At 56.5% G+C, this 23571-nt stretch carries 24 protein-coding genes; 19 read left to right on the top strand and 5 right to left on the bottom strand.

The features are described from left to right. Positions 1 to 11: 11 nt before the first annotated feature. The 6 genes from ACLW56_RS06945 to ACLW56_RS06920 all read left to right on the top strand — a co-directional run bounded on the left by ACLW56_RS06945 (position 12) and on the right by ACLW56_RS06920 (position 7412). Complete coding sequence (locus ACLW56_RS06945; protein ID WP_330983062.1) at positions 12 to 1529, top strand: sugar ABC transporter ATP-binding protein; 1518 nt, start codon at positions 12 to 14, stop codon at positions 1527 to 1529. Between the two features lie 25 nt (positions 1530 to 1554). After that, positions 1555 to 2553, top strand: coding sequence for an ABC transporter permease (locus ACLW56_RS06940; protein ID WP_330983061.1), 999 nt, complete (start codon positions 1555 to 1557; stop codon positions 2551 to 2553). Between the two features lie 64 nt (positions 2554 to 2617). Next, positions 2618 to 3679 (top strand): zinc-binding dehydrogenase, encoded by a 1062-nt coding sequence (locus ACLW56_RS06935; protein WP_330983060.1) that lies wholly within the window; start codon positions 2618 to 2620, stop codon positions 3677 to 3679. Positions 3680 to 3690: 11 nt separating this feature from the next. Beyond that, complete coding sequence (locus tag ACLW56_RS06930; RefSeq protein ID WP_330983059.1) at positions 3691 to 4566, top strand: aldose 1-epimerase; 876 nt, start codon at positions 3691 to 3693, stop codon at positions 4564 to 4566. A gap of 159 nt (positions 4567 to 4725) precedes the next feature. Further along, positions 4726 to 6162 (top strand): sugar porter family MFS transporter, encoded by a 1437-nt coding sequence (locus tag ACLW56_RS06925; protein WP_330983058.1) that lies wholly within the window; start codon positions 4726 to 4728, stop codon positions 6160 to 6162. A gap of 95 nt (positions 6163 to 6257) precedes the next feature. Next, positions 6258 to 7412, top strand: coding sequence for a 3-phenylpropionate MFS transporter (locus ACLW56_RS06920; RefSeq protein WP_330983057.1), 1155 nt, complete (start codon positions 6258 to 6260; stop codon positions 7410 to 7412). Here the strand turns inward: ACLW56_RS06920 and csiE are convergent. Continuing rightward, on the bottom strand, positions 7388 to 8671 hold the full coding sequence (csiE, locus tag ACLW56_RS06915) for a stationary phase inducible protein CsiE (protein WP_330983056.1): 1284 nt from the start codon (positions 8669 to 8671) through the stop codon (positions 7388 to 7390). The two genes, ACLW56_RS06920 and csiE, sit on opposite strands and share 25 nt — an antisense overlap. A gap of 122 nt (positions 8672 to 8793) precedes the next feature. On the opposite strand from csiE, the gene ACLW56_RS06910 reads away from it, so the two are divergent. Both ACLW56_RS06910 and ACLW56_RS06905 read left to right on the top strand, forming a co-directional pair. After that, the gene (locus tag ACLW56_RS06910; protein WP_330983055.1) at positions 8794 to 9432 is read left to right on the top strand and encodes a DUF1007 family protein; all 639 of its coding nucleotides are present in this window, start codon (positions 8794 to 8796) and stop codon (positions 9430 to 9432) included. Beyond that, positions 9423 to 10403, top strand: coding sequence for a nickel/cobalt transporter (locus tag ACLW56_RS06905; protein ID WP_330983054.1), 981 nt, complete (start codon positions 9423 to 9425; stop codon positions 10401 to 10403). Before ACLW56_RS06910 ends, ACLW56_RS06905 begins: the two co-directional genes overlap by 10 nt. Positions 10404 to 10561: 158 nt before the next feature. Here the strand turns inward: ACLW56_RS06905 and suhB are convergent, their stop codons facing one another. Further along, complete coding sequence (suhB, locus tag ACLW56_RS06900; protein ID WP_330983053.1) at positions 10562 to 11368, bottom strand: inositol-1-monophosphatase; 807 nt, start codon at positions 11366 to 11368, stop codon at positions 10562 to 10564. A gap of 120 nt (positions 11369 to 11488) precedes the next feature. Between suhB and trmJ the strand changes: the two genes are divergently transcribed. The 11 genes from trmJ (at position 11489) to sseB (ending at position 20245) form a co-directional block, all read left to right on the top strand. Further along, a complete protein-coding gene (trmJ, locus tag ACLW56_RS06895) occupies positions 11489 to 12220 on the top strand; it encodes a tRNA (cytosine(32)/uridine(32)-2'-O)-methyltransferase TrmJ (RefSeq protein WP_330983052.1) in 732 nt (243 codons plus the stop codon). Positions 12221 to 12450: 230 nt separating this feature from the next. Beyond that, on the top strand, positions 12451 to 12942 hold the full coding sequence (gene iscR, locus ACLW56_RS06890) for a Fe-S cluster assembly transcriptional regulator IscR (protein WP_330983051.1): 492 nt from the start codon (positions 12451 to 12453) through the stop codon (positions 12940 to 12942). Positions 12943 to 13052: 110 nt separating this feature from the next. Beyond that, positions 13053 to 14267, top strand: a complete 1215-nt coding sequence (locus ACLW56_RS06885) for an IscS subfamily cysteine desulfurase (RefSeq protein WP_330983050.1) — start codon at positions 13053 to 13055, stop codon at positions 14265 to 14267. 26 nt (positions 14268 to 14293) lie between these two features. After that, the gene (gene iscU / locus ACLW56_RS06880; protein ID WP_015703172.1) at positions 14294 to 14680 is read left to right on the top strand and encodes a Fe-S cluster assembly scaffold IscU; all 387 of its coding nucleotides are present in this window, start codon (positions 14294 to 14296) and stop codon (positions 14678 to 14680) included. 11 nt (positions 14681 to 14691) lie between these two features. After that, the gene (gene iscA, locus ACLW56_RS06875; RefSeq protein ID WP_330983049.1) at positions 14692 to 15015 is read left to right on the top strand and encodes an iron-sulfur cluster assembly protein IscA; all 324 of its coding nucleotides are present in this window, start codon (positions 14692 to 14694) and stop codon (positions 15013 to 15015) included. Between the two features lie 64 nt (positions 15016 to 15079). Beyond that, positions 15080 to 15595: a co-chaperone HscB gene (gene hscB / locus ACLW56_RS06870; protein WP_330983048.1), complete on the top strand. Its 516-nt coding sequence runs from the start codon at positions 15080 to 15082 to the stop codon at positions 15593 to 15595. A gap of 15 nt (positions 15596 to 15610) precedes the next feature. Further along, positions 15611 to 17461 (top strand): Fe-S protein assembly chaperone HscA, encoded by a 1851-nt coding sequence (hscA, locus tag ACLW56_RS06865; protein ID WP_330983047.1) that lies wholly within the window; start codon positions 15611 to 15613, stop codon positions 17459 to 17461. A gap of 1 nt (position 17462) precedes the next feature. Continuing rightward, a complete protein-coding gene (gene fdx, locus ACLW56_RS06860) occupies positions 17463 to 17798 on the top strand; it encodes an ISC system 2Fe-2S type ferredoxin (protein ID WP_330983046.1) in 336 nt (111 codons plus the stop codon). 1 nt (position 17799) lies between these two features. Beyond that, on the top strand, positions 17800 to 18000 hold the full coding sequence (gene iscX, locus ACLW56_RS06855) for a Fe-S cluster assembly protein IscX (protein WP_330983045.1): 201 nt from the start codon (positions 17800 to 17802) through the stop codon (positions 17998 to 18000). Positions 18001 to 18055: 55 nt separating this feature from the next. Continuing rightward, a complete protein-coding gene (gene pepB / locus ACLW56_RS06850) occupies positions 18056 to 19330 on the top strand; it encodes an aminopeptidase PepB (RefSeq protein WP_330983044.1) in 1275 nt (424 codons plus the stop codon). 138 nt (positions 19331 to 19468) lie between these two features. Next, a complete protein-coding gene (sseB, locus tag ACLW56_RS06845; protein ID WP_330983043.1) occupies positions 19469 to 20245 on the top strand; it encodes an enhanced serine sensitivity protein SseB in 777 nt (258 codons plus the stop codon). Between the two features lie 246 nt (positions 20246 to 20491). Here sseB and ACLW56_RS06840 read toward each other — a convergent pair whose 3' ends face one another. The 3 genes from ACLW56_RS06840 to ACLW56_RS06830 all read right to left on the bottom strand — a co-directional run bounded on the left by ACLW56_RS06840 (position 20492) and on the right by ACLW56_RS06830 (position 23569). After that, a complete protein-coding gene (locus ACLW56_RS06840; protein ID WP_330983042.1) occupies positions 20492 to 21262 on the bottom strand; it encodes a MurR/RpiR family transcriptional regulator in 771 nt (256 codons plus the stop codon). Further along, positions 21262 to 22110, bottom strand: coding sequence for a 3-mercaptopyruvate sulfurtransferase (gene sseA, locus ACLW56_RS06835; protein ID WP_330983041.1), 849 nt, complete (start codon positions 22108 to 22110; stop codon positions 21262 to 21264). Before sseA ends, ACLW56_RS06840 begins: the two co-directional genes overlap by 1 nt. 91 nt (positions 22111 to 22201) lie before the next feature. Next, entirely contained in the window at positions 22202 to 23569 is a 1368-nt protein-coding gene (locus ACLW56_RS06830; protein ID WP_330983040.1) for a 6-phospho-alpha-glucosidase, read from the bottom strand. Positions 23570 to 23571 lie beyond the last annotated feature (2 nt).

The following is a 23571-nucleotide window of genomic DNA, read 5'->3' as shown; positions in this document are numbered from 1 at the left end:
CTGAGGGGATCATGATGACGGCAACGCAATGCATCTCGCTGCCTGTCGCGAAGGTTATCGGCGGCAACAAGCGCTATCCCGGCGTGGTGGCACTGGAAGATGTCAGCTTCACGCTGAAAAAAGGGGAAGTACGCGCGCTACTCGGTAAGAACGGCGCGGGGAAATCCACGTTGATTCGTTTACTGACCGGCAGCGAAAAGCCCGACAGCGGCGAGATTTGGCTAGGCGAAATACGGCTTGAGGGAGATGAAGCTACGCTCACCCGTCGGGCGGCTGAACTGGGCGTTCGCGCGGTGTATCAGGAGCTCAGCCTGGTGGAAGGGCTGACCGTGGCAGAGAACCTGTGTCTTGGGCACTGGCCGCAACGCAACGGCATGATTGACTACCAGCAGATGAAAGACGAGGCCAGTCAAAGCCTGTTGGCGCTGGGCGTAGAGGTCGATCCGCTTCAGCTGGTTTCCTCACTTAGCCCGGCGCAAAAACAGCTGGTGGAGATAGCGCGGGTGATGAAGGGCCAGCCGAAAGTGGTGATCCTCGATGAACCGACCAGTTCGCTTGCCAGTGCGGAAGTGGAGCTGGTTATCCATGCGGTTAAAAAGATGTCCGCGCTGGGCGTGGCGGTGGTGTATGTCAGCCACCGTATGGAGGAGATCCGCCGGATTGCTTCCTGCGCCACCATCATGCGCGACGGGCGAGTGGCCGGGGATGTCGACCTTGAAAGCACCTCTACTCGCGAGATTGTGTCGCTGATGCTTGGGCGCGATCACATCGAAAGCGATCCGATTGTTTCGCTTAACAGTGAGCAAGACGCCGTGCTGGAAGTGCGCGAGCTGCGTCAGGCCCCAAAACTGAACAGCATCAGTTTCACCCTGCACCGTGGCGAAGTATTGGGGATTGCCGGGCTGCTTGGCGCGGGGCGCAGCGAATTGCTGAAAGCGTTGCTTGGGCTGGAAGAGGCAGAGATTGGCGAGTTAGTCGTCAATGGCGAAAGCATCACGCGGCCTGACTATCAGGGCATGCTGCGCCGGGGCATCGGTTACACCCCGGAAAATCGCAAGGAAGCGGGGATCATTCCCTGGCTCGGGGTCGATGAAAACACCGTTATCACTCATCAAGGCAAAGTCAGTGTTCGCGGTGTTCTGCAATGGCCGGTGATACGTCGCCTCACGGAGCAGGTGATGCAAAGGATGACCGTGAAAGCCGCCAGCAGCACGACGCCGATTGGCACGCTGTCCGGTGGCAATCAGCAAAAAGTGGTGATTGGCCGTTGGGTGTATGCCGCCAGCCAAATCCTGCTGCTGGACGAGCCCACCCGCGGCGTTGACATTGAAGCCAAGCAGCAGATTTACCGCATCGTACGCGAACTGGCCGCCGAGGGAAAAAGCGTGGTCTTTATCTCCAGTGAAGTGGAAGAGCTGCCGCTGGTGTGCGATCGCATTTTGCTGCTTCAGCACGGCACGTTTACCGAGGAATTTCGTTCACCCGTCAGTGTGGATGCGCTGATGTCCGCCATTTTGTCCGTCCACTGATGGGCTCATCACGAGGAAACTGAACATGTCTGCATCGCCAATCCTGCTGACGCAAGGCAAAGGTGTCTCACTCAAAACTATCGTCAGCCGCCATATCAACGAAATCGGCCTGCTGGTGGTTATTGCCCTGCTTTACCTGGTGTTCTCCCTGAATGCACCCGGTTTTATCTCATTGAATAATCAGATGAACATCCTGCGCGATGCCGCCACCATCGGCATTGCGGCGTGGGCGATGACGCTGATTATCATCGCCGGGGAAATCGACGTCAGCGTCGGGCCGATGGTGGCGTTCGTGTCGGTGTGTCTGGCGTTTTTATTGCAATACCAGGTGCCGCTGAGCGTTGCCTGCCTGCTGGTGCTGCTGCTCGGCGCGCTGATGGGCACGCTCGCCGGGGTGTTGCGTGGTGTCTTTAACGTGCCGAGCTTTGTTGCCACGCTGGGTTTGTGGAGCGCCCTGCGCGGCATGGGCCTGTTTATGACCAACGCGCTGCCGGTACCCATCGATGAAAACGACGTGCTGGACTGGCTCGGCGGCCAGTTTCTCGGCCTGCCGGTTTCCGCCATCGTCATGATGATCCTGTTTGTGGCGTTCGTGTTTATCAGCCGAAAAACAGCTTTTGGGCGCTCGGTGTTTGCGGTCGGCGGTAACGCGACGGCGGCTCAGCTCTGCGGTATCAACGTCCGCCGGGTGCGCATTCTTATCTTTACACTTTCCGGTTTGCTGGCGGCCATCACCGGGATCCTGCTCGCCGCACGCCTTGGCTCAGGAAATGCGGGTGCAGCCAACGGGCTGGAATTTGACGTGATTGCCGCTGTGGTGGTCGGGGGCACCGCACTTTCCGGTGGCCGTGGCTCATTGTTTGGCACGCTGCTTGGCGTGCTGGTTATCACGCTTATCGGCAATGGCCTGGTGCTGTTGGGCATCAACTCCTTTTTCCAGCAGGTGGTACGCGGCGTGATCATTGTGGCCGCCGTGCTGGCCAACATCCTGCTGACCCAGCGCAGCCAAAAAGCAAAGCGCTGAAGAACGATGAGCCTGGCGCACCTGCGGCAGGCCTGAATTTTCAATTAAGAGCGATGAGGGAACTATGAATAAGATGCTGGCTGCCTACTTACCCGGGAATTCAACGGTCGACCTGCGGGAAGTGCCCGTGCCGACGCCGGGTATTAATCAGGTGCTGCTCAAAATGAAATCCTCCGGGATTTGTGGCAGTGACGTGCACTACATCTATCATCAACACCGTGCGACGGCGGCGGCTCCGGACAAACCGCTGTATCAGGGATTCATCAATGGGCATGAACCCTGCGGGCAGATTGTCGCCACGGGACAGGGATGCCGTCATTTTAAAGAAGGCGACCGGGTGCTGGTGTATCACATTTCCGGCTGTGGTTTCTGCGCCAACTGCCGTCGCGGCTTTCCTATCTCCTGTACCGGAAAAGGCAAAGCGGCGTACGGCTGGCAGCGTGATGGCGGCCATGCGGAGTATCTGCTGGCGGAAGAAAAAGACCTGATTATGCTGCCGGAAGCATTGAGCTATGAGGATGGCGCGTTTATCAGCTGCGGCGTGGGCACGGCTTACGAAGGCATTTTGCGTGGTGAAGTGTCGGGGAGTGACAACGTGCTGGTGGTTGGCCTTGGCCCGGTGGGCATGATGGCGATGATGCTGGCGCGTGGACGCGGAGCCAAGCGGGTTATCGGCGTCGATATGCTACCGGAGCGTCTGGCGATGGCGAAACAGCTTGGCGTAATGGACAACGGTTATCTGGCGACGACGGTAAACCTGCCTGAAATTATCGCTGACATCACCCGTGGCGGCGCAGACGTGGCGCTGGATTGCTCAGGGAATGCGGCGGGGCGTCTGCTGGCGTTGCAGTCCACGGCGGACTGGGGGCGGGTGGTGTATATCGGTGAAACAGGCAAAGTTGAGTTTGAAGTCAGCGCCGATCTTATGCATCACCAGCGCCGGATCATCGGTTCCTGGGTCACCAGCCTGTTCCACATGGAAAAGTGCGCTCATGACCTTACCGACTGGAAACTCTGGCCGCGTAACGCCATCACCCACCGCTTTTCACTGGAGCAGGCGAGCGAGGCATATGCGCTGATGGCCAGCGGTAAGTGCGGAAAAGTGGTGATTAACTTTCCGGAATAAGGAGGCAAAGCATGGCGCTCTACAGCTTACAAAACGGCGACCTCCGCCTGGCGGTTTCCTCAACGGGCGGTGTGATTGAGGGCTTGTGGTGGCAGGATGTGCCGCTGCTGCGGGAAGGGAAGAACAATGGTGTTGCAACGGATTCATCCTGTTTTCCCCTTGTGCCCTTTGGCAATCGAGTCAGCGGCAATCGCTTTGAATGGCAGGGAAAAACGCACCAGTTTGAAGCCAATGTTGACTGGGACTCACACTATCTTCACGGCGACGGCTGGCTCGGCGAATGGCAGTCTGAATCGCAGAGCGCCGACGCTCTGACGCTGGTGTATCAGCATCGCCACGGCGTGTACCGTTATCTGGCGCGGCAGGCTTTCCACTTACAGGCAGACACGCTGACGGTGACGCTTTCTGTCACCAATGAAGGCGAAGAGACGCAGCCTTTTGGTCTGGGCTGGCATCCTTTCTTTCCGCTAACGCCCGAGACGCTGATTCAGGCTAAAGCGCAGGGATACTGGCTGGAGCGTGAGCAGTGGCTGGCAGGCGAGTTCAGCGAACGCTTGCCTCCGGAACTGGATTTCAGCCAGCCTTCAGCGCTGCCGCGTCGTTGGTTGAATAATGGCTTTGCTCACTGGGATGGTGTGGCGCATATTTTCCAGCCACAGGCAGGCTATCAGCTGACGATGGAGACCACGCCTCCTGCGCCGTGCTACTTCCTGTTTGTCTCCGATCCTGCTTTTGACGCGGGTTATCAGTTCGAGTTCTTCTGTCTTGAACCGATGAGCCACGCTCCCGACGATCACCATCGGCCGGGTGCTGGCGAGTTGACGCTACTGGCGCCAGGTGGCTCGATGACGATGTTGATGATACTGCATGTGGCATCGCTGTCCTGACGCTGTCGACATCTTGTGCCAGCAGGGTGTCACGTTCAGTGAACCGCCTTAAGTTTATTGCGTGCCGGGCGCATCTTTTTGCGCCTAATCTTCTCATTAGACTCATTTTTTTAGCCGGTAACGGGCCCACGAAGCCCGACTGACAAAGGAACAGAGTCCATGAGTCATACGCAAACAGAATTAAAAATGGGGTACGTCTGGACCATCTGCCTGGTCGCCGCCTGCGGCGGTTTGTTGTTTGGCTATGACTGGGTGGTGATTGGTGGTGCGAAGCCTTTCTACGAAGCTTATTTCTCTATTACCGATCCGGTACAGTCCGGCTGGGCGATGAGTTCTGCGCTGGCCGGTTGTGTCGCAGGTGCGCTGGTGTCCGGCTGGTGTGCGGATAAGTTTGGCCGTCGCCTGCCGCTTATCGCTTCGGCGATTTTGTTCACGGCCTCGGCGTGGGGCACCGCGATGGCCAGCAATTTCGATATGTTTGTGGTGTATCGCATCGTCGGCGGCGTGGGAATAGGGCTCGCTTCCGCGCTCAGCCCAATGTACATCGCTGAAGTCAGCCCAGCTGAGAAGCGGGGCCGTTTTGTGGCGGTCAACCAGCTCACTATTGTGATTGGCGTGCTGGCCGCGCAGTTAATTAATCTGCTGATTGCAGAACCAGTCGCCGCAGGGGCGACACAGCAAGCGATTGTTGAAACCTGGAACGGGCAAACGGGCTGGCGCTGGATGTTTGGTGCGGAACTGGTGCCTGCGCTGGCGTTTTTACTGCTGCTGTTTGTGGTGCCGGAATCCCCACGCTGGTTAATGAAAGCCGGGAAAGAAGCCCTGGCACGCAAGACGCTGGAAAAGATCGGTTCTTCTTCCTATGCCACACAAACCCTGAACGATATCGCCCACACGCTGGCGAAAGACACGCATCGCGTCTCGTTTGCTACGCTCCTGCAACCGCAGGTACGCCCGGTGGTGATCATCGGCATGGTGCTCGCGGTCTTTCAGCAGTGGTGCGGTATCAACGTCATCTTCAACTATGCGCAGGAGATTTTTGCCTCCGCCGGGTTTGATATCAACGGCACGCTGAAATCGATTGTTGCCACCGGCATTATCAATCTCATCTTCACGCTCGCCGCCTTGCCGCTGGTGGACAAAATCGGTCGCCGCAAGCTGATGTTGCTCGGTGCCAGCGGGCTGACCGTGATTTATGCGCTAATTGCCGGGGCGTATGCGCTGGGTATTATGGGCTGGCCGGTGTTGCTGTTGGTGCTGGCGGCGATTGCCATTTATGCGCTGACGCTGGCCCCGGTGACCTGGGTGCTGCTGGCAGAGATTTTCCCGAACCGCGTTCGTGGCCTGGCAATGTCGTTAGGCACGCTGGCGTTATGGATTGCCTGCTTCGTGCTGACTTACACCTTCCCCTTACTGAATGCCGGATTGGGCGCGGCAGGCAGCTTCTCGCTGTACGGTATTATCTGTGCGCTGGGCTGGATTTACATTCAGCGTAATGTGCCGGAAACCAAAGGGATTACGCTGGAAGCGCTGGAAGAACAACTGGCGGCACGCCATCAGGCTCCCTCTTCGGCGGCGACGGAACATCGTGCCTGAAAGCGCATTTGTCGAATGATGTTATTAGATTGTTGGAGTGACTTGCCAGCCGGGGCGTTTGTCGCCAGACTAACGCCACCATTTAGGAGGGAATCATGGTCTTGCATTCCACGCGCTGGCTGGCGCTCAGTTACTTCACCTACTTTTTTAGCTACGGCATCTTTTTACCTTTCTGGAGCGTCTGGCTGGCAGGCACTGGCCTGACACCGGAAACCATCGGCGTATTGCTGGGAGCTGGGCTGGTGGCTCGTTTTCTGGGCAGCCTGCTGATTGCGCCGCGCGTCACCGATCCGTCACGCCTGATCAGCGCCGTTCGCATCCTCGCACTCTTAACGCTGCTGTTTATTCTCGCTTTTTGGGCTGGGACGAATGTCGCCTGGATAATGGCGATGATGGTGGGCTTCAACCTGTTTTTCTCTCCGCTGGTGCCGTTAACCGATGCGCTGGCCAACACCTGGCAAAAACAGATAACCATGGATTACGGGCGAGTGCGTCTGTGGGGCTCTGTCGCGTTTGTGATTGGCTCGGCGCTGACGGGCAAACTGGTCAGCCTGTTTGACTATCACGCCATTCTGGCACTGCTCAGCATTGGCATAGCTTCGATGCTCATCGGCATGATGATTACGCCGTCAATCATGCCGCAAGGCGCATCGCGCCAACAGGAATCGGCTGGTTGGCCTGCGTGGAAATCACTCGTCACACAGAGCTGGCGCTTCCTGGCCTGTGTGTGCCTGCTGCAAGGCGCGCATGCCGCGTATTACGGCTTCAGTGCGATTTACTGGCAAGAAGCCGGTTACTCAGCATCGGCTGTCGGCTATCTCTGGTCGCTGGGTGTGGTCGCCGAAGTGATCATCTTCGCGGTGAGCAAGAAAGTATTCCGTCGCTTCGGCGCGCGTGATTTGCTGCTGCTTTCGGCGTTCTGCGGGCTGGCGCGTTGGGGCATCATGGGCTGGACCACGGAGTTGCCGTGGCTGATTGTGGCGCAAATCCTTCACTGCGGGACGTTCACCGTTTGTCATCTGGCGGCCATGCGTTACATCGCGGCGCGTCAGGGCAGCGAAGTGATTCGCCTGCAGGCCGTTTATTCCGCGGTAGCGATGGGCGGCAGTATCGCCATCATGACGGTCTTTGCGGGTTTCCTCTATCAGCACTTACATCAGGGCGTGTTCTGGGTAATGGCTTTGCTGGCGATCCCAGCCATGTTTGTGCGCCCGAAAATCACACCTCAACCTGATCCTTCCAGCATCTGACTGATATGCCGCCGCTGCCGCTCATTGAGTGGCTCTCCGGCATGGATCAGCGGCGGAGAAAACAGCGGTAGCGCGATGGTATAAGGCGTGACGACCAGCGCGATGCCTTTCGGTGCCCCTTCCTGCTGGAAGGCATGCAGCGTCTGATATTTGATATTGAGCGGCAGCAACGTCAGCTCACGCAGCTGTTGCTCAATATCTTGTTCCAGTTGCGGGTTATCGCCCGTCAGCAACAGCACCTGTTTTTCCTGCAGATCGCTCTCCTGCATCAACCACGCGCCAAAAATAACCGCAATCAGCCCCATCTCTTCATCAGAAAAACGCACGCCGTAATGGTCTTCAAAGGGGATCAACGCCTGCTGAGTAGTGCGCATCAGGCGTGGATAAAGCCGCTGGACTTCTTCCGGCAGGCTGCTGTCAATCCCCACGCCATACAGGCTGCGATTAATGGCCTGAGCCAGATGAACATACAGCTGATCGCGCAGGCCGCGACGGTCAGTAAAACGGTGATCGGAGAGCTGCTGGAAGTGGTCGATAAGCTGGTTGATGCTGCGATACAGCCGCACTTCCTGAGTGTGATGATCGCGTTTCGGATCAGGCACTTTCAGCATCATAAACAGCAAGGCCAGAAACAGATGCTCATCCGGATGGGCTTCTTTCAACGTGCGCCGCTGCCAGTGGCGAGCAATTTCCGCCGCAACCTGATACTCCGCGCTGGCCTGCGCCCATTTTCGCTGGCCGTCGTTAAATTCAGGAGCCTGTTGCGGCTGTTGCTTGAGCAGGCAATATTGCAGATACAGCCCCAAAAACGCTGCGTCACGGCTGTCGAATTGCCGCTGTAAGTTCTGCCCGCAGCGATTGACCAGCGCCCGCAGGTTGGTATCGTCATACAGAATGCGCGAAATGCCGGATTGTTTAAGCTGGGTTTTTAGCCATGGGGTAAACTGCCCGCTGATAAAACTGGGGCATAACCGCAGCGCGCGACGCAGCCAGTGAATCAGGCATAAGCGTTGGTCAAGTGTGGTGCCTTCAATCCGGTAGCTGCCGTCTGCAAGCGTCACGATGTTCAGTCGATGATAGCGCTGGATAACATGACGAATTTCGGCGATATCGTCGCGAGCCACCGTGTCATCAACACGGTTAACCCGGCTTATCGCTTCCGGCGTCACGGACTGCCCTGGCAGATAGAGCATCAACATTATCTGGCAGCGGCGCTGTGGACTGGAAAGCACAGATGGCAGTTCTTGCACGGTCATCATCTGTCAGGTTCCAGTAAGGGTTTTTGATAAGAATAGTTAAATGTTTAACACATGAGAGCCGCAGAAAGGCCTTTGCGCAAGGAATGCAGGAGTCGGTCACAGAATTTTTCACGGAGTTTGCGATGACAAGAGTGAAACAGGGCACAGTTTTGGCGTTTAGCGCGCTTTTATCGTGGCAGGCGCTGGCGCACCCACACAGTTTTATCACCCTGCAAAGCCAACTGGTGGCGAAAGAGGGCAAGCTAACCGCCATCGAAATGCGCTGGACGATGGACGAAATCACTTCTGCGGATCTGCTTTATGATGCGGGAAAGGCCAAACCGGGCGATGAGGTCTGGAAAAAGCTGGCGGCGGAAGTGATGGCCAACGTGCTCGGGCAGCACTACTTCACCGAATTCTGGCACGGTAAGCAGAAGGTGAAATTCGATAATCTTCCCACGGCCTATGGCCTCGCCCGCGAAGGGCATAAGGCGGTGCTGACGTTCACCTTGCCACTGGCGCAACCGCAGCCGCTTGCCGGGCAGAGCTACCAGTTTGCTACCTTTGATCCGACTTATTTTGTTGATATGCATTACGATAAAGATGCAGATGTCACGCCGCCTGCGAGTCTGCCAAAGGGCTGTAAACTTAGCGTGCATACGCCCAAACCCAGTGAAGATTTGACCGCTTATGCGCTGTCGCTCGATAAGGCTGACGCGCCGCCCGAAAGCATGGATTTAGGTAAACAGTTTGCTCAACAGGTGACGCTCACATGTCCGTAATTTTTCCCCCCTCGACGCGTTCCCGCAGTTGGCTGCAACTCTGGCCACTGGCTGTTTTTTTGCTGCTGGCGGTTGTCGGTGGCATCTGGCTGTGGAGTGCATGGCTGCAGGTGATGATGAAAAGCATCCTCTGGCAGCGGGATGTTAATCAGCAGATGAGCGGCTTATTACAGGCCGTGGCAGAGAACCCGGCTAAAGCAGGCGGGTCTCTTCTGGCGTTTAGTTTTATCTATGGCGTGCTTCACGCACTCGGGCCGGGCCACGGCAAAATCGTCATCACCACCTGGCTTGCCACGCACCCTTCAAAACTGAAATCGAGCATCGGCCTGACGCTTGCGGCTTCATTGTTGCAAGGGGTAGTGGCGATAGGATTGGTTGTGGTGGTGCTCACGCTGTTAGCGCTTCCCGCACGCCAGCTCCATTTGAGCAGCTTCTGGCTGGAGAAGGGCAGCTATGCGCTGGTGGGCGTTCTTGGCGTCTTGCTGTGTTGGCGTGCGCTGAAAAAACTGCGTCAGTTGCTGCGTAAACCGACCTACAAATCCTTTGTACCGCACCATGTTCATGACGCGAATTGTGGCTGCGGGCATCAACATTTGCCCGATCCTCAGCAGCTTGAAAGCGGCAATGACTGGCGCGCAAGGCTGATGATTATTCTCTCAATGGGCATGCGGCCCTGTTCGGGAGCGATCATGGTGCTGCTGTTCAGCAAAGTGATCGGCGTGTTCAGTTGGGGTGTGGTTTCGGCACTGGCAATGGCGGCAGGCACATCGATAACGATTTCATCGCTGGCGTTATTGGTGCACAGCTTTCGCCAGTTGGCGGTCAGGCTGAGTAAAAATAAGGCACCCGTGCTGTGGAGACAGGTAGGCTGGACAACATTAGCGTTTGCAGGCGGAGCTATTTTAATCGTCGCAGCGGTGGTGATGTGGATGAGTGCGGTGCCGGTGGGACGGGGGTTACGACCTTTTTAATTTTGTTCTTAAAACAACCCCTCACCCTAGCCCTCTCCCGCGAGGGGAGAGGGAACCGTATGGTGCGATTTTCATTTCTACCACTTTGGGTGGGAACCGCTTGGTGCGATTTTCCCCCTCGCCCCTTTGGGGAGAGGGCCGGGGTGAGGGGAAAGCGATTAACGCTTCAGCGCTTCGCTCAGTTCATCACGCATGCTAGCCAGCATCGATTTCACGACGCGTGGGTTGCCCGCGACGATATTACCAGTGGTCAGGAAGTTGTGACCGCCAGTGAAATCGCAGACCAGGGCGCCGGCTTCACGAGCAATCAACTCACCTGCTGCAAAATCCCACGGCTTCAGGCCCAGTTCGAAGTAACCGTCAACACGGCCAGCGGCAACGTAGCAAAGATCCAGTGCGGCAGAACCGGTGCGACGGAAGTCCGCGCATTCGGTGAAGAGTTTACCGAGGATGTTCATGTACGCTGGTGCGTGCTGTTTGGCTTTGAACGGGAAACCGGTTGCCAGAATGGTACCGTCGAGGTCGCGAGCCGTGCTGCCGCGCAGACGGTAGCCGTTCAGCTGTGCGCCCTGACCACGGGTAGAGGTGAACAGTTCGTTACGCATCGGATCGTAAACCACAGCCACTTCTGTACGGCCTTTGATGCGTACGGCGATGGAAACAGCGAAATGTGGGAGGCGTTTAACGAAGTTGGTGGTGCCATCCAGTGGATCGATAACCCATTGAACATCCAGATCTTCGCCGACATGCTCACCGCTTTCTTCGGTGATGATGGTGTGCTGCGGGTAAGACTTACGAATCGTTTCGATAATGATCGCTTCTGCGGCTTTATCGACGTTCGTCACGAAATCATTGCTGCCTTTCTGGCTGGTTTCTACGGAATCTGGCATCTCGTAGTGCTTGGCAATAACATTACCCGCCTTGCGCGCTGCGCGCACGGCGATGGTCAACATAGGATGTTGCATCGGTCACTCTCACTGGATGTTAAAGAACGGGAAAAACGGCGCATATAATAGCAGCGAATTCGGATTCTGTCTTCGCTTTATGGTAATATGCGGCGAATAATCTTTAGCCGAAGAAAGACAATGCTGCAAAATATCCGAATCGTACTGGTAGAAACGTCCCACACCGGCAACATGGGTTCTGTCGCTCGCGCCATGAAAACCATGGGCTTAACGAATCTGTGGCTGGTGAACCCGCTGGTGAAACCTGACTCTCAGGCCATTGCCCTGGCCGCCGGTGCCAGCGATGTGATTGGCAATGCGCACATTGTCGATACCCTCGACGAAGCGTTGGCTGGGTGTAGCCTTGTTGTCGGCACCAGCGCACGTTCCCGTACGCTGCCATGGCCGATGCTCGACCCGCGTGAATGTGGGCTGAAAAGCGTGAGTGAAGGTGCACATGCGCCCGTCGCGCTGGTGTTTGGCCGCGAACGTGTGGGCCTGACCAACGACGAATTGCAGAAGTGTCACTACCACGTGGCGATAGCCGCGAACCCGGAATACAGCTCGCTGAACCTCGCGATGGCGGTGCAGGTTATTGCCTACGAAGTACGCATGGCGTGGCTGGCGGCAGAAGAGAAAGGCGAGAAAGTTGAACAAGAAGAGACACCGTACCCGCTGGTGGATGACCTGGAGCGTTTCTACGGCCACCTTGAGCAGACGCTGCTGATGACCGGTTTTATTCGTGAAAACCATCCCGGTCAGGTGATGAACAAGCTGCGTCGTATGTTCACTCGCGCACGCCCGGAAAGCCAGGAGCTGAACATCCTGCGTGGCATGTTGGCGTCTATTGATCAGTTAAAGAAAGACAAGTAATGCGGTATCGCCGGGTGGCGCTTCGCTAACCCGGCCTACAAAAACGTAGGCCCGCGCAAGCGAAGCGCCGCCGGGCAAATAAAGAGCGCACGGAACGTTAAATACCTGACTAAAACAGTCAAGTAAATAGTTGACCATTTTAGTCGGGAATGTCAGACTTGGCCCTGCTATGCAATTCACACATTTTAATAACAACCCCGGGCAGGGGCGAGTTTGAGGTTAAGTAAGACATGAGACTGACATCTAAAGGGCGTTATGCCGTGACCGCGATGCTGGACGTTGCGCTCAACTCCGAAGCGGGCCCGGTTCCGTTGGCTGATATTTCTGAACGTCAGGGAATTTCACTTTCCTACCTGGAACAGTTGTTCTCCCGCCTGCGTAAAAATGGCCTGGTTTCCAGCGTTCGTGGTCCTGGCGGGGGTTACCTGCTGGGCAAAGAAGCCGGTAGCATCGCCGTTGGCGAAGTGATCAGCGCAGTAGACGAATCCGTCGACGCCACCCGTTGCCAGGGTAAAGGCGGCTGCCAGGGCGGCGATAAATGCCTGACCCACGCGTTGTGGCGCGATCTGAGCGACCGTCTCACCGGTTTCCTGAATAACATCACCCTGGGTGAACTGGTGAATAACCAGGAAGTGCTGGACGTGTCTGACCGTCAGCACACGCACGAATCTCATCGCAATACCCGCGCGAAAGACGCGATCGACGTCAAATTACGCGCGTAATAAAAAGATTTCAGAATCAGGCCGGGGCAGCATGCCCCGTTTACACGGTCGTACATCCAGCCGTTTAGCCTGATTCCTTGCATTAGAGCGATGTACGGAGTTTAAGAGCAATGAAATTACCGATTTATCTCGACTACTCCGCAACCACGCCGGTGGACCCGCGTGTTGCCGAGAAAATGATGCAGTGCCTGACCCTGGACGGAAACTTTGGTAACCCGGCTTCCCGTTCACACCGTTTTGGCTGGCATGCTGAAGAGGCGGTAGATATCGCCCGCAATCAGATTGCAGAGCTGGTGGGCGCTGACCCGCGTGAAATCGTCTTTACCTCTGGTGCGACTGAATCTGACAACCTGGCGATCAAAGGTGCGGCCAACTTCTATCAGAAAAAAGGCAAGCACATCATCACCTGCAAAACCGAGCACAAAGCGGTGCTCGACACCTGTCGTCAGCTGGAGCGTGAAGGGTTTGAAGTGACCTACCTCGCCCCTCAGAGCAACGGCATCATCGACCTGAAAGAGCTCGAAGCGGCGATGCGTGACGACACCATCCTCGTGTCCATCATGCACGTGAACAACGAAATCGGCGTGGTGCAGGATATCGCGACTATCGGCGAACTGTGCCGTGCGCGCGGCATCATCTATCACGTTGATGCGACCCAGAGCGTGGGCAAACTGCCTATCGACCTGAGCCAGCTGAAAGTGGACCTGATGTCCTTCTCTGGCCACAAAATCTATGGCCCGAAAGGTATTGGTGCGCTGTACGTGCGTCGTAAACCGCGTATTCGTATCGAAGCACAGATGCATGGCGGCGGTCACGAGCGTGGCATGCGTTCCGGCACACTGCCTGTCCACCAGATCGTGGGCATGGGCGAAGCTTACCGCATCGCCAAAGAAGAGATGGACACCGAGATGGCACGCCTGCGCAAGCTGCGTAACCGTCTGTGGGAAGGCGTGAAAGATATGGAAGAAGTGTATCTGAACGGCGATCTCGAGCAGGGCGCACCGAACATCCTCAACGTCAGCTTTAACTACGTTGAAGGCGAGTCGCTGATCATGGCGCTGAAAGACCTGGCCGTTTCTTCCGGTTCTGCCTGTACGTCTGCAAGCCTTGAGCCATCCTACGTGCTGCGTGCACTGGGCATGACTGACGAGCTGGCACACAGCTCCATCCGTTTCTCTTTAGGTCGTTTTACTACCGAAGAAGAGATCGACTACACCATCGCTCTGGTACAGAAATCTATCGGTCGTCTGCGTGACCTTTCTCCGCTGTGGGAAATGTTCAAGCAGGGCGTGGATCTGAACACCATCGAATGGTCGCATCACTAATCGGTACCCAATAAGGAGAATTCATCATGGCTTACAGCGAAAAAGTTATCGATCATTACGAGAATCCGCGCAACGTCGGGTCTTTTGACAACAGCGACGACAGCGTCGGCAGCGGCATGGTCGGTGCACCAGCCTGCGGCGATGTGATGAAGTTGCAGATCAAAGTCAACAATGAAGGTATCATTGAAGACGCGCGCTTCAAGACCTATGGCTGCGGTTCTGCGATTGCCTCCAGCTCTCTCGTGACCGAGTGGGTGAAAGGCAAATCCCTGGACGAAGCTCAGGCGATTAAAAACACCGATATTGCAGAAGAACTCGAACTGCCGCCGGTGAAAATCCACTGCTCCATCCTGGCAGAAGACGCGATCAAAGCCGCCATTGCGGATTACAAAAGCAAACGTGAAGCAAAATAATTGAGGTTGTTATGTCGATTACCCTTAGCGACAGCGCTGCCGCGCGAGTAAGCTCCTTCCTGGCCAACCGTGGCAAAGGCTTCGGTCTGCGCCTGGGCGTGCGGACTTCCGGTTGCTCTGGTATGGCCTACGTGCTGGAATTTGTCGATGCACCGAACGCGGAAGACACCGTGTTTGAAGACAAAGGCGTGAAGGTAGTGGTCGATGGCAAAAGCCTGCAATTCCTCAACGGCACCGAACTGGACTTCGTCAAAGAAGGCCTGAACGAAGGGTTTAAATTCACCAACCCGAACGTGAAAGACGAGTGTGGTTGTGGCGAAAGCTTCCACGTTTAAACACGCGTAAGATAACCCCACGGTAGCCTGGCTGCCTGTGGGGTTTGCTTTTTCAGAGATAGCTATGGATTACTTCACTCTCTTCGGTCTGCCTGCTTCTTATCACCTCGATAGCCAGCAGCTTGCGACGCGCTTTCAGGATCTTCAGCGCGAGAATCATCCGGACAAATTTGCCAGCCACTCCTCTGCCGATCAGCTTGCTGCGGTTCAGCAGTCTGCGACCATTAATCAGGCCTGGCAGACGCTGCGTAATCCGCTGACTCGCGCGGAATATCTGCTTTCCCTGCAGGGTTTCGATTTGGCGAGTGAACAGCACACGGTTCGCGACACAGCCTTTTTGATGGAACAGCTTGAACTGCGTGAAGAGCTGGATGAGATTGATCGCGCCAAAGACAGCGACAAGCTGGAAGCTTTCATGAAACGCGTGAAAGGCATGTTCGATACGCGCCATCAGCAGATGGTAGCGGAACTCGATAATGAAACGTGGGACGCGGCGGCAGATACCGTGCGTAAACTGCGTTTTCTCGATAAACTGCGCAGCTCAGCAGAACAACTCGAAGAAAAGCTGCTCGATTTTTGATTCTGGAAGCTCAACATGGCCTTATTACAAATTAGCGAGCCTGGGATGAGTGCTGCGCCGCACCAGCGTCGACTGGCGGCGGGCATTGACTTAGGCACCACCAACTCACTGGTGGCGACCGTGCGAAGCGGCCAGGCAGAAACGCTGGCTGACCATCAGGGGCGTCATCTTCTGCCTTCCGTTGTGCACTATCAGGCACAAGGGTATGACGTGGGCTTTGATGCGCGCGCCAACGCCGCACTTGATCCTGTGAATACCATCAGCTCAGTCAAACGCCTGATGGGCCGTTCCCTTGCCGATGTCCAGGCACGTTACCCGCATTTGCCTTATCAGCTACAGGCCAGCGAAAACGGCTTGCCGATGCTGGCTACCGCAAGCGGTGTGCTGAACCCTATTCGTATCTCCGCCGATATCCTCAAAGCGCTGGCAGCCCGCGCAACAGAAGCCCTTGAAGGCTCTCTGGATGGCGTGGTGATCACCGTTCCCGCGTACTTTGATGATGCACAGCGTCAGGGCACCAAAGACGCAGCGCGTCTGGCGGGCCTGCACGTCTTACGTCTGCTCAACGAACCGACGGCGGCAGCGATTGCCTACGGCCTGGATTCCGGGCAGGAAGGCGTGATTGCCGTGTACGATCTTGGCGGCGGCACCTTTGATATTTCGATTCTGCGCCTCAGCCGTGGAGTGTTTGAAGTGCTGGCGACCGGCGGTGATTCTGCACTCGGCGGTGACGATTTCGACCATCTGCTGGCGGATTTCATTCGTGAGCAAGCAGGCATTGCGGATCGTTCCGACAACCGCCTGCAGCGCGAGCTATTGGACGCGGCGATTGCGGCCAAAATTGCGCTTAGCGATGCAGATCGCGTGAGCGTAAACGTCGCTGGCTGGCAGGGCGAGATTACTCGCGAACAGTTCAACGAGCTGATCGCGGCGCTGGTAAAACGCACGCTGCTGGCTTGCCGTCGCGCACTCAAAGACGCTGGCGTCGAAGCCGAAGAAGTGAAAGATGTGGTGATGGTTGGCGGCTCCACTCGTGTGCCACTGGTGCGTGAGCGAGTAGGCGAGTTCTTTGGCCGCACGCCGCTGACTTCCATCGACCCAGATAAAGTGGTCGCTATCGGTGCGGCCATTCAGGCAGACATTCTGGTTGGCAACAAGCCGGACAGCGAAATGCTGCTGCTGGATGTGATCCCGCTGTCGCTTGGTCTTGAAACGATGGGCGGCCTGGTGGAGAAAGTCATCCCACGTAACACCACCATTCCGGTGGCGCGTGCTCAGGAGTTCACCACCTTCAAAGACGGCCAGACCGCGATGTCCATCCACGTGATGCAAGGCGAGCGCGAGCTGGTTCAGGATTGCCGTTCACTGGCGCGTTTCGCGCTGCGCGGTATTCCGGCGCTGCCTGCGGGCGGAGCACACATTCGCGTCACCTTCCAGGTGGATGCTGACGGCCTGTTGAGCGTCACGGCGATGGAGAAATCCACCGGTGTGGAAGCGTCCATCCAGGTGAAACCGTCTTACGGCCTGAGCGACAACGAGATCGCGTCGATGATTAAAGACTCGATGAGTTACGCCGAACAGGACGTGCAGGCGCGCATGCTGGCAGAACAGAAAGTAGAAGCCGCGCGCGTGCTGGAAAGCCTGAACAGCGCCCTGGCCGCGGATGCCGCTCTGCTGAGCGCGCAAGAGCGTCAGGCGATTGATGACGGCGTGGTCGCTCTGCAGACCGCGGCCGAGGGCAGTGATGCCGAAGCCATAAAAGAAGCCATTAAAAATATCGACACACAAACCCAGGAATTTGCCGCTCGCCGCATGGACCAGTCGGTCCGTAAAGCGTTGAAAGGCCAGTCCGTGGACGAGGTTTAATATGCCAAAGATTGTTTTTTTGCCTCATCAGGATCTCTGTCCGGATGGCGCAGTTCTGGAAGCTGAACGCGGTGAAACCATCCTTGACGTTGCGCTGCGCAACGGCATTGAGATTGAGCACGCTTGTGAGAAATCCTGCGCCTGCACCACCTGTCACTGCATCATACGTGAAGGGTTTGACTCGCTGCCTGAAAGCACCGAAGACGAAGATGACATGCTCGACAAAGCCTGGGGTCTGGAGCCGGAAAGCCGCTTAAGCTGCCAGGCTCGCGTCACCGATGAAGACCTGGTCGTTGAGATGCCGCGTTACACCATCAACCACGCACGTGAGCACTAATATGGCCCTGAAATGGACTGACAGCCGTGAAATCGGCGAAGCATTATACGATGCCTGGCCCGACACCGATCCAAAAACGGTTCGCTTCACAGATATGCATCAGTGGATTTGCGAGCTGGAAGATTTTGAGGATGATCCCAACGCATCCAATGAAAAAATTCTCGAGGCGATTCTGTTAGTCTGGTTAGACGAAGCAGAATGATTTTCGCGAAACGGGCTGCCTCAGGCGGCCCGTTTGCTCAATAAGGATAAAGACAATGACCGAAGCGATGAAGATTACGCTCTCCACTCAGCCAGCCGACGCGCGCTGGGGTGAGAAAGCCAGCTACAGCATTAACAACGACGGCATTACCCTGCATCTGAACGGCAAAGACGATCTGGGCCTGATCCAGCGCGCTGCCCGTAAAATCGACGGCATGGGCATCAAGAATGTCTCCCTGACCGGCGAAGGCTGGGACACCGACCGTAGCTGGGCGTTTTGGGCTGGCTACAAGGGGCCGAAAGGCACCCGTAACGTCGAGTGGGCGAACCAGGACGACGAGCTGAAAAACCGTCTGGCGATCATCGACTGGGTTCGCGACACCATCAATGCTCCGGCAGAAGAACTGGGCCCGGAGCAGCTTGCCGCGCGTGCCGTTGATTTACTGTGCCGCTTTGGCTGTGACAATGTGCATTATCGCATCACCAAAGGCGAAGACCTGCGCGAGCAAAACTACATGGGCATCCACACCGTGGGCCGTGGCTCTGAGCGTCCTCCTGTGCTGCTGGCGCTGGATTACAACCCAACTGGCGATGACAATGCGCCGGTTTACGCGTGCCTCGTGGGCAAAGGGATCACCTTCGATTCCGGCGGTTACAGCATCAAGCAGAGCGCGTTCATGGACTCCATGAAGTCCGACATGGGCGGCGCGGCGCTGGTGACTGGTGCACTGGCTTTCGCTATCACTCGCGGTCTGAACAAGCGTGTGAAGCTGTATCTGTGCTGTGCAGACAACATGGTTAGCGGCAATGCGTTCAAGCTGGGCGACATCATCCGCTATCGCAACGGCAAAAACGTTGAGGTGATGAACACTGACGCTGAAGGCCGTCTGGTACTGGCCGATGGCCTGATTGACGCCTGTGCGCAGAAACCAGAGCTGATTATCGATGCTGCCACCCTGACTGGTGCGGCGAAAACGGCGCTGGGTAACGATTACCACGCGCTGTTCAGCTTTGACGACAAACTGGCTGCCCGCCTGATGGCGAGCGCTGCGGCGGAAAACGAACCGTTCTGGCGTCTGCCGCTGGCGGAGTTCCATCGCAACCAGCTGCCGTCTAACTTTGCTGAGCTCAACAACACCGCCAGCGCCGCTTACCCGGCGGGTGCCAGCACCGCAGCAGGTTTCCTGTCGCACTTCGTTGAGAACTATCACGAAGGCTGGCTGCACATCGACTGCTCTGCAACCTACCGCAAATCTGCCGTTGAGCAGTGGGCGGCCGGTGCGACCGGTCTGGGTGTACGTACCATTGCCAATCTGTTGACCGCTGAATAATTGTCTTGCCGGGTGGCGCTGCGCTTACCCGGCCTACAAAACCTGTAGGCCCGTGCAAGCGCTGCGCTTACCCGGCTTACAAAACCTGTAGGCCCGTGCAAGCGCTGCGCCGCCGGGCGATTTTGAAGTAGTGAAACTATGTCCGAACAAAAAAACGAACTCGAAACTTTACTGGAACAGGCAGCGACTGAACCCGCGCACCGTCCGGCTTTCTTCCGCGCACTGCTTGAAGCCACCGTCTGGGTACCAGGCACGGCGGCGGAAGGCGAGCAGGTTGTTGAAGACAGCGCGCTGGATTTGCAGCACTGGGAGAAAGATGACGGCACCACGGTTATCCCTTTCTTCTCTTCACTGGAAGCGATGCAGCAGGCTGTAGATGTCGAACAGGCATTTGTGGTTATGCCGGTGCGCACGTTGTTTGAAATGACGCTCGGCGAAGCGCTGTTTCTGAATGCCAAACTGCCGACCGGGAAAGAGTTCACTCCGCGTGAAATCAGCCATCTGATTGGTGAAGAAGGCAACCCGCTCAGCACGCAAACGGTACTGGAAGGCGGCGCTTCATTGCTGCTGTCTGAAGTGGCGGAACCGCCTGCGCAAATGGTCGATTCGCTGACCACGCTGTTCAAATCCCTGAAAACGGTCAAACGTGCTTTTCTGTGCTCCATCAAAGAGAGCGCCGACGAGCAGCCAAACCTGCTAATTGGGATTGAAGCAGACGGCGATATCGAGGCGATTATTCAGACGACAGGCAGCGTGGCGACCGATACGTTGCCGGGCGACGAGCCGATTGATATTTGTCAGGTTGTTGAGGGCGAGAAGGGTATCAGCCACTTTATGCTGGCGCACATCACCCCGTTCTATGAACGCCGCTGGGGCAGCTTCCTGCGCGATTTTAAGCAGAACCGGATTATTTGAGTGCGGTCTGATGCCCTCTCCCACGTGGAGAGGGCGTTCACATTCAAAGCCTTCTCCTGGAGAAGGCTCAGACTGCTGACAAAGAAGGAAAAAGCGTGGTTTTTCCTTCTTTGTGGTTATCAGCCGAAAATCAATAAATTGATTTTCCTTGTTTTTTATTCGGTGCCCTATGGTAAATCTCATTCGTTAGAGGTTTGTCATCACTCTCAGCCTTCTCCTGGAGAAGGCTTTACTGTTTATTTTGTCTCACCCCGTAGCTTCCAGCAGCAACAAATCCATCAGTAGCACCAGATTCGACTCAAACGACGTGACGCCTGCGGCTTCGGCGGCGTAATGTACCGCTTCGTCATACAAAGCAAAATGCAGATCCGCCATCCCCGCCAGGGTGTTAGCCGAGGCGCGGGTGAAGGCCACCACCGTCATGCCGATGTTTCCGGCAATCCTTGCTTTATCCAGGACCTGTTCCGTTTCACCGCTGCGCGATACCGCGATAAAAACCTGATAACGGGCGGCGTTGCTGAGAAAGATATTACGGCTGTCGCCCGGCCCTGAGATAAAGGCCGTTTTTCCCAGCACCTGCAATTTCTTGGTCAGGTATTCGGCGAACAGATAGGAAAACCCGGCACCGTACAGAAAAAAGCTCTCATTGTGGCGTAATAAGGCCGAAAACTGCTGACGCTTCTCTGGTGTCGCCCACTGAAATGTCTGCTGATAATTGGCGATAAACTGATTAAACAGCGCTGGCAGCTGCGGCCGGCTTTCGGCCTGGGAGGCAATGTGCGGAGTGTCGGCAAGCAGCTGTTTGCTGTGCCAGATAAATTCGCTAAAGCCACTGAATCCTAGCTTCTGACACAGGCGCATAATAGTGGCGGTGGAGACGAACGTCGCCTGCGCCAGCTCGCGCACCGTGATGTTGCCGACCAGCAAAGGATGCTGGGTGAGGTGAGCTAATACGCGATATTCCGCGCGGGTCAGGGAATCCCCGCGCGTTAACAGCGTTGCCAGACGGTTATCCATTATTGCGCTGGGTCAATCGGTAAATCTTCCCTTGCGCCCCATTCGCTCCAGGCTCCGTCGTACAGGGTTATGCCAGTGACGCCCAGCGTCGCCAGCGCCAGGATAACCACGCACGCCGTCACGCCGGAGCCGCAACTGGTGATAATCGGCTGGTTGAGGTCCACGCCCTGACGCTCAAAAATGGCCTGCAGCTCATCGGTGGTTTTCAGTTCGCCCTCAAAGACCAAATCGCCCCACGGTACATTTAACGCGCCGGGAATGTGGCCGCGCTTCAGGCCGGGACGCGGTTCATCCGCCTGGCCGTTAAAGCGCGGGGCTGGACGAGCATCGACGATTTGGGCCGTTTTTTCATGGCTGGCCAGCAGCACGTCGGTCAGCCGCTTCACCACGCTGGCATCGAAGGTGGCCTCAAAATCCCCTTCCGGCAGAGAGACACCGCCCTGCTGAAGTGGCAGCTCATCGCGTTTCCAGCCTGCCAGGCCACCCGCGAGAATCGAGACCTGTTCAACGCCGAAGTTTTTTAGCATCCACCACGCGCGCGGGGCGGAAAAAAGGTTGCCTTCGTCGTAGATGACCAGGTGCTTATCGCGACTGACGCCCAGCTCACGCATCGCGACCGCAAAGGCTTCCGGGCGCGGCAGCATGTGCGGCAGCGGGGTAGTGTGGTCCGACAGGGCTTCGATATCAAAAAAGACCGCCCCAGGCAGGTGCCCGGCGCGGTATTCGGCGGCCATATCACGCAGGTTTTCCTGGCCTGCCGGAGCCATTCGCGCGTCGATGACCTGGATTTGCGGGTCGTTACGGTGTTCAATCAGCCAGTCGGCTGCAACAAAATATGAGGTGGACATGGGTTGCCTCCATTTTTCTTTTCCTGTCATGGATTGTCGGTGTTTTCTCCGATACCGACAAGCAAACCACGTTCAACTCGCGAGCAACCCCTTATTTTTTCACCGCTTCGCCATCCTGCCAGGCTTTTTGCAGCTCCGGCCAGTAGTCATGATTGGCGGCAATCATCTCATCGAGGATGGCTTTGGCATGCTCCATCGTCGGCACGGTGCGGTTGAGGGTAAAAGCCTGCAACGCTTTTTCATAGCTCCCTTCAAGGGTAGCCTCAACCAGCAGTTGCTCAGAGGCGAGCTGCTGTTGCAACAACGTCTGGTGGAACAGGGGCACCTGACCGATACGCACCGGCTCCGGCCCTTCCGAAGTGATATAGGCGGGGACTTCCACCACGGCATCGTAGGGCAGGTTGGTAATCGCCCCGCGGTTTTCCACCATCACCAGATGGCGCTGGCGCAGGTTGAAGGCCAGTGAACGGGCCACATCGACAATAAACTCCCCGTGGACGCCGACGTGAAAGGCATCAGACAGAATGCCGGTGCGCTTGTACTCTTGCGCGGCGGCAAACAGTTTTTTCTCGCGTCCGTTCATCACTTCGTTGGCGCGGGTATAGTCCGGGTTTTGCTGTGCCACAATCTGGTTGGGCATCAGGTAATATTGCAGGTACGGATTGGGCAAGTAGTCCGGGAAGTTATCCATAATGGGTTTGATGTTGCGCCAGGTTTTCACCCACGACGGATCGGAATGCTGCGGATCAGTTTTGGCCGCGTCTTCGGTCAGCAAGCCGAAGCGGGCGATGTGGCGACGCAATTCCGGCAGTTTATCCTCGCCATCGACCAGCACCCGGGTAAACCAGCCGAAGTGGTTCAGCCCAAAATAGTCCACCTCCAGACGGTGACGATCGACGCCAAGGACAGCCCCCATGTTGCGCATTGCCGCCACTGGCATATCGCAAATGTTAAGGACCCGGGCGTTTGGACGCAGACGGCGCACGCCTTCAGCCACGATGGCCGCCGGGTTGGAGTAGTTGACGATCCACGCTTTTTCATCGGCATAGCGGCTGACCAAATCGATAAGCTCCACCATCGGGATAATAGTCCGCAGCCCATACGCCAGCCCACCCGGACCACATGTTTCCTGACCGACAACGCCGTGACGCAGTGGGATCTTCTCATCCTGCTCGCGCATTTTATACTGGCCGACGCGCATCTGGGCGAAAACAAAATGTGCCCCGCTAAACGCCACTTCCGGGTCGCTGGTGACGGTGAATTTTACCGTCTGGCTGTGATCGCGAATGACCTTTTCAACCACCGGCGCAATCGTATCCTGGCGCGCGGCATCAATGTCATACAGCCGAATTTCCGCCAGCGGGAAGGCTTCCAGCTGTACCATCAGGCTTTTGACAATCCCTGGGGTATAGGTGCTGCCGCCCCCGGCAATAGACAGAATAAAGGGAGGATTAACCATGT

It is taken from the genome of Pantoea sp. sgz302252, assembly GCF_047713085.1.
Taxonomy (GTDB): Bacteria; Pseudomonadota; Gammaproteobacteria; order Enterobacterales; family Enterobacteriaceae; genus Scandinavium.
Note: the sequence above shows the minus strand (reverse complement) of the source record. Positions and strands in the feature narration are given on the sequence as shown.